Raw genomic sequence first — 1,086 nt, 5'->3', positions numbered from 1 at the left:
CAAGGTATAACTAGTCTAAAGAATTTTCATGTACCTGATAGGGTCACGATGGGACGGTGGGACGAGCTGGTTCAGCAGCCATCAGCAAAACAACCCTCCCCCTGGAGAGGCTGGACAGGACTGGACAGAGCTGGATGGGGTCTCCAGGATGACAGACACTCCCAACAAGGTTCCCAACTGGCTAGTGCTGGACAGTCCAGGACAGCACCCTTACAGTCTGTCCCAGACTGTCAAGTCTGCTAGTAGTAGTGCTAGTAGTCCTACTAGTAGTACTTAATTACACTTCACAATAGTTCAAGTCAATGAAAAAATAATATTGAATAGGTATTACACTACTGATACAAATTAATGGTAGTACACTAATAGGAGTCGTCGTTCGCGATGGGGTAGTGGTGGTGGATGTCGTCGTTGTCATTCGCGGCCATCGTTGTCGTTGTCGTTGCCTTCACTGTCGCGCTGTTCGTGATGGTGGTGGTCGACAACGTCGCTGTCATCATCGTTCGTGTGGTCATTCGCGTTGTAGTGGTGGTGGTCATAGTTGTTGTTGTCGTTGTTTGCATCGTTGTGGTGGTGGTGGTTGTCACACGGTGGTAGTTGTTGTTGTGTCGTCGCCCTCGAGTGCGGGGGTCGCCGCTGTCGACGACATTGATGGTGGTGGTGGTGGTGGCCATGGGGTTGTCGTGGTGGTCGTTGTGTGCTGTTGTGCACGTGGTGGTGGTCGTTGTCATTGTTCGTGTGGTCATGGTGGTGGTGGTAGTGTCGTTGTGGTCGTCGTGTGCTGTCGTTCGCATGGTGGTCGTTGTTGTTGTTGTTCACGTGGTCATCGTCGTCGTCTTCGTCATCGTTCGCATGGTGGTAGTGGTCGTTGTCGTTGTCATAGTCGTTATCGTTGTTCGTTGTCGTTCGCGTCGTGGTAGTGGTCGCGCGGTGGTAGTCGTCGTCGTTCGCGTGGTGGTGATGGTGGTGGTGGTCGCCCGATGGTCGTCGTTGTCGTCGTCATTCGCGTGGTGGTGGTAGTCGTCGTCGTCGTCGTTCGCGTGGTGGTCATGGTCGTGGTCGTTGTCATAGTCGTCGTAGTCGTAGTAG

The 1,086-nt window shown here is 52.9% G+C and carries 1 protein-coding gene; it reads left to right on the top strand.

Translation table 11 applies throughout. The annotated features are described in order from the left end of the window. Positions 1–395: 395 nt before the first annotated feature. A complete protein-coding gene (locus EKG38_RS25570) occupies positions 396–917 on the top strand; it encodes a hypothetical protein (protein WP_185826954.1) in 522 nt (173 codons plus the stop codon). The last annotated feature ends 169 nt before the right edge of the window (positions 918–1,086 follow it).

The organism is Shewanella canadensis (genome assembly GCF_003966225.1).
Classification (GTDB): Bacteria; Pseudomonadota; Gammaproteobacteria; order Enterobacterales; family Shewanellaceae; genus Shewanella; species Shewanella canadensis.
This window is presented reverse-complemented; position numbering and strand designations above follow the sequence as displayed.